This window comes from Paenimyroides tangerinum (genome assembly GCF_003865405.1).
GTDB lineage: Bacteria > Bacteroidota > Bacteroidia > Flavobacteriales > Flavobacteriaceae > Flavobacterium > Flavobacterium tangerinum.
Genome location: NZ_RQVQ01000078.1, coordinates 1 through 5,323, shown reverse-complemented (window position 1 = coordinate 5,323; position 5,323 = coordinate 1). Strand labels below are relative to the sequence as shown.

The 5,323-nt window shown below is 32.0% G+C and carries 4 protein-coding genes; all 4 read left to right on the top strand.

What is annotated here, in order from left to right:
* The first annotated feature begins 423 nt into the window (after window positions 1-423).
* Complete coding sequence (locus EG240_RS16055; RefSeq protein ID WP_125020345.1) at window positions 424-1,974, top strand: type I restriction-modification system subunit M; 1,551 nt, start codon at window positions 424-426, stop codon at window positions 1,972-1,974.
* A gap of 169 nt (window positions 1,975-2,143) precedes the next feature.
* Window positions 2,144-3,385, top strand: coding sequence for a restriction endonuclease subunit S (locus EG240_RS16050; protein WP_125020344.1), 1,242 nt, complete (start codon window positions 2,144-2,146; stop codon window positions 3,383-3,385).
* A gap of 18 nt (window positions 3,386-3,403) precedes the next feature.
* Entirely contained in the window at window positions 3,404-4,141 is a 738-nt protein-coding gene (locus EG240_RS16045; RefSeq protein WP_125020343.1) for a DUF3800 domain-containing protein, read from the top strand.
* 136 nt (window positions 4,142-4,277) lie between these two features.
* On the top strand, window positions 4,278-5,323 hold a 1,046-nt coding region (locus EG240_RS16040; RefSeq protein WP_148096369.1), incomplete at its 3' end, for a type I restriction endonuclease.

Below are 5,323 nucleotides of genomic sequence, written 5' to 3'. Positions count from 1 at the left end.
CCTTCCGAAGTTCTAATTCAAGCATATTAAATAAAGCCTCCAACTTCGGAGGCTTTACTAATTATATGTCGAATGTAGCATCTTCAACTAGTTGATTAAAAAGGTTTCGATTTAACTGAATATTATTAAGTTAAATAGGTCTTTGTTTTTTCTTCCAAAATTTGAATCAATTCCTTTTGGTAGTATTTATACAAATCAGGAATATTCAAAATGACTATTTCTTTTTTAAAATTTTCACAAATTAATTCAAAACGTCATGTATTGTCTTTTTCGTAAATCATATTTACATTCAATAACAAAGAATGTAATTAATAAAGATGTAAAGTAGGGTAAACCCTCACTCAAAATTTACCATAATTCACCATTTTTGTACGTTTTTATACATTTTGAAATTGTATATTTACTGCAAAACAAACAAAAACAATGTCAGAAAATAACAAACAAATCCTGGAACAAAAACTGTGGGATATTGCCAATACGCTACGCGGAAGAATTAATGCAGATGAATACCGTAATTATATCTTAGGATTTATTTTCTTTAAATACCTGTCAGAAAAACAACATCTTTACGCCAATACGTTATTGGTTGATGAAGGCGTAAAAGAATATACAAATATTACCGATGTCGAAACTTTAGAAGCGATTAAAGAAGAATCGTTAGCGCAATTGGGTTTTTATTTAGCTCCCGAGCAATTGTTAGAAGCACTTATTAAAAGAGGTGCCAATAGTTACATTATCGAAGAACTAGAACAAACCCTAAATTACATTGAGCAATCGACGATGGGAACCGAATCGGAAGAAGATTTCATTGGGTTGTTTCAAGATGTAGATTTAGCTTCTACTAAATTGGGCAAAACGCCTGATAAACGTAACGAAGTGATTGTTGAAATTCTTACCAAATTGAACGAAATCGATTTTAGATTAGAAGATATCGAATCGGATGTTTTGGGCGATGCCTACGAATACTTAATCAAACAATTTGCGGCGGGAGCAGGAAAATCGGCTGGGGAGTTTTATACGCCTCAGGAAGTTTCGACCATTTTAGCAAAAATCGTAACTTTAGGAAAAGACAAAATTCGTTCGGTTTACGACCCAACCTGTGGTTCAGGCTCGTTGCTGTTACGTGTAGCCAAACAAACCAAAGTAGCTGATTTTTACGGACAAGAGTTAAACCCAACCACGTATAACTTGGCTCGAATGAACATGATTTTGCACAACGTGCATTACTCGCGTTTTAATATTGAGCAAGACGATACATTAGAAGAACCGCGCCACAAAGACCAACGTTTTGAAGCTATTGTTGCCAATCCGCCCTTTTCGGCAAATTGGAAAGGCGATGCCAATCCGTTGAATGCATCTGATGTTCGTTTCAACCAATTCGGAAAATTAGCACCTAAAACCAAAGCCGATTTTGCCTTTTTACAGCACATGTATTATCAGTTAGCCGATAACGGAACCGTTGCTTCTGTATTTCCGCATGGCGTATTGTTTCGCGGTGCTGCCGAAGGCGTTATTCGCGAATATTTTATTAAAGAATTGAACGCCATTGATGCCATTATAGGTTTACCTGCTAATATTTTTTACGGAACCAGTATTCCTACCTGTATTGTGGTATTGAAGAAATGCCGCAAAGCCGACGATAACATCGTGTTTATTGATGCCAGTGGCGAAGGCAATTTTATAAAAGAGGGTACACAAAACAAATTGCGCGACGAAGACATACAGCGTATTGTAGATGCGTATGCCAACCGACAAGAAATAGCAAAATATTGCCGCATAGCAACGTTAGCAGAAATTGCCGAAAACGATTACAATTTAAACATACCACGTTATGTAGATACGTTTGAAGAAGAAGAAGCTATAGACGTAAACCAAGTAACCGAGCGTTTAAAAGCTATTAATACCGAGTTATCAGAAGTAGATAGAAAGTTAGCTTCATTTTGTGATGAATTACAGATACCCACACCTTTTTAATCATTTGTCATGTTGAGCTTGTCGAAACATCTCTAAGAAGAATGTCACACTGAGCCTGTCGAAGTGGAGCCTGCCATGTTGAGCTTGTCGAAACATCTCTAAAAAAGATTGTCACACAGAGCTTGTCGAAGTGCAAAACTTAAAAGGTAAAAATTAATTAAAAAACAAAATGAAACAACAACATATACTGCAACCCAAATTACGTTTTCCTGAGTTTGAGGGCGATTGGAATGAAACTAAGCTTAAAGAAATAACTTCACTTATTACAAAGGGAACAACTCCTAAATCATTTTATAATCAAGGAATTAATTTTGTAAAACTAGAATCTTTAGATGGTTTTAATATTGATAAAAGAAAATTTGTATATATTGATTCTGAAACCCATGAAAATGAATTAAAAAGATCTCAACTTAAAGTAAATGATATTCTTTTTGCAATTGCTGGTGCTACAGTTGGTAAAGTTGCCTACGTAAAACAAGAAATTTTACCAGCAAATACTAATCAAGCTTTAGCTATTATTAGATTAAAGGAAAATGTAAATCATAATTATATTTTACAAATTTTGTCTTCTAGACAAATGAAAAATTATATTTATATGAATATGAGTGTTGGTGCTCAACCTAATATTTCTTTGGAACAATTAAATAATTTTTATTACAAATCACCATCCCTCCCCGAACAACAAAAAATAGCCGATTATTTATCTACGGTAGATAATAAAATCAATTTATTAGAAGAAAAGAAAGCACAATTGGCGTTGTACAAAAAAGCCATGATGCAAAAGTTATTTTCGCAAGAAATTCGTTTTAAAGACAATAACGGAAATGATTTTCCGGATTGGGAGAGTTTTCAATTAAAAGATATTTTATTAGAGCATAAAGAGAAAAATAAAGGTTACAAATACACTGAAGTAGTATCAGTGGCTAAAGAAAAAGGTGTTATAAATCAAATTGAGCATTTAGGGAGATCTTATTCTGCTGAAAATATAGAACATTATAAAGTTGTAAATCCTTTTGATGTAGTTTATACAAAGAGTCCAACAAGTGGATTTCCATTTGGTATTATTAAACAAAATAAATTAAATCGTTCAGCAGTTCTTTCACCACTTTATGCAGTTTTTAAACCTAAAACTATTTATTTAGGAATGCTATTGCATGATTTATTTCTTTCAGAAGTAGAAACATTTAATTATTTAATACCATTGGTTCAAAAAGGAGCAAAAAATACAATGAATATTAATAATGAAGATTTTTTAAATGGTAAAAAATACAAATTGCCTACATCTGAAAAAGAACAACAAAAAATTGCCAATTTCTTGTCGGCAATAGATGAAAATATAGAAAAAGTAAACGAGCAAATAACGCAAACCCAAAGCTTTAAAAAAGCCATGTTACAGCAAATGTTTGTGTAAGTAATAATAAAAGTAAGTATGAAAAAATATTATTTGTTTATAGACGAAAGTGGAGATCATGGTTTAGTAAATCTTGATCCTTCTTTCCCTGTTTTCTTACTTTGTGCTATACTTACTAGCGAGGATAATTATTTTGATATAAGAAATAATATCAACGCAATAAAAACTAAATTTTGGAAAGGAAAAGATGTTATATTACATTCAAGGGATATTAGAAAGTGTGAAAAAGAATTTCAAATTTTGTTTGATCTTGAATTGAAGAAGAACTTTTACGAAATGATTAATGATGTAATCTCCAATTCAAAATATAGAATTTTAGCATCCGCCATCAATAAACAAAAATACATCAATACTTACGGAAAACTTTCTAATGATGTTTATGAATTGGCTTTGTCGTTTATTATAGAACGTACCATATTTTCATTAGATGAAATTAAAGGTGTTGATAAAGAATTAGAAATAGTAATTGAAAAACGAGGAAAAAAAGAAGATAAAAAGTTAGATGAACATTTTCAGCGATTAAGAGCAAGAGGAACTACCTATGTTTCTTCGGACAGATTGCAAGAAGTTAATTTAAAGATTACGTTTAAATCAAAAAAAGAAAATAGTAACGGTTTACAATTGTCTGATTTAATTGCGTATCCTATTGCCAGATATGTGATAGATAAAAAACGAGCGAATCCTGCTTTTGATATTCTTAAAGGTAAAATATATAATAAAAACGGAAGAATGTATGGGTTAAAGATTTTTCCCTAAAAACAAAAGCCCATCAAAATGATAGGCTTTTGCTCGACCGGGGACACCCCAATCCTTTATTTCTTTAATTATTTAAAGACGTATTTGTAGTACAAAAGTACAACATAGTATTGTTAAAAACAAATGTTTAACAAAAATGAACGCACAACCAGAACAACTACTCGAAAATAATTTAATCGATCAATTGGTACAATTGGGTTACGAACGTATCGTCTTAAAACACGAAACCGATGTAGTGGCTAATTTCAAAAAACAAATTGAAAAGCACAACAAAGTAACACTTTCAGATACCGAATTAAACCAAATACTCCTTTACATCAATAAAGGCAATACGTTTGAGCGAGCTAAAACCTTACGTTCTCGTATTCCGTACGTTAATGAATTGGGAGAAAATAAAACCATACAGTTAATTGACAGTAAAAATTGGTGTAAAAACGAATTTCAAGTAGCGAATCAAATTTCTATGAAAGGAAATTACGACAACCGCTACGATGTGACCATTTTAATCAATGGTTTGCCTTTGGTACAAGTAGAATTAAAACGTAGAGGTTTAGAACTAAAAGAAGCGTTTAATCAAATCAATCGGTATCAAAAACATTCGTACGGTGCTGGTTTTGGGTTGTTTCAATTTATTCAGTTGTTCGTTATTAGTAATGGGGTAAATACCAAATACTATTGCAATGGTCGTGTAAAAGATCGTTCGTTTAAGCAAACATTTTACTGGACAGATAAAGAAAATAAGCTGATTACAAACTTAGCTGAGTTTGCAGATGATTTTATGAATCCGTGTCATTTATCAAAAATGATTACGCAGTACATTGTATTGAACGAAACGCAAAAAGCCTTAATGGTTTTACGTCCGTATCAATATTATGCGGTGGAATCTATTATTAATCAAGTAAAAACCACAACCGATTACGGCTACATTTGGCATACCACAGGAAGTGGTAAAACCTTAACTTCTTTTAAAACAGCTCAAATATTAACCAGTATTCCTGAGGTTCATAAAGTGGTTTTTGTGGTAGATCGTAAAGATTTAGATAACCAAACAGCAAAAGAATTTAATAGTTTTAGCAAAGGAAGTATTGATTCTACGACTGATACTAAAACCCTTGTCAGTCAAATGACGGGTAATAATAAATTAATTGTTACTACCATTCAGAAATTGAATAATGCCATTTC

Coding starts and splice junctions, on each gene's coding strand:
- EG240_RS16055 (WP_125020345.1), top strand. CDS start 424: ATGTCAGAAAATAACAAACAAATCCTGGAACAAAAACTGTGGGATATT.
- EG240_RS16050 (WP_125020344.1), top strand. CDS start 2,144: ATGAAACAACAACATATACTGCAACCCAAATTACGTTTTCCTGAGTTT.
- EG240_RS16045 (WP_125020343.1), top strand. CDS start 3,404: ATGAAAAAATATTATTTGTTTATAGACGAAAGTGGAGATCATGGTTTA.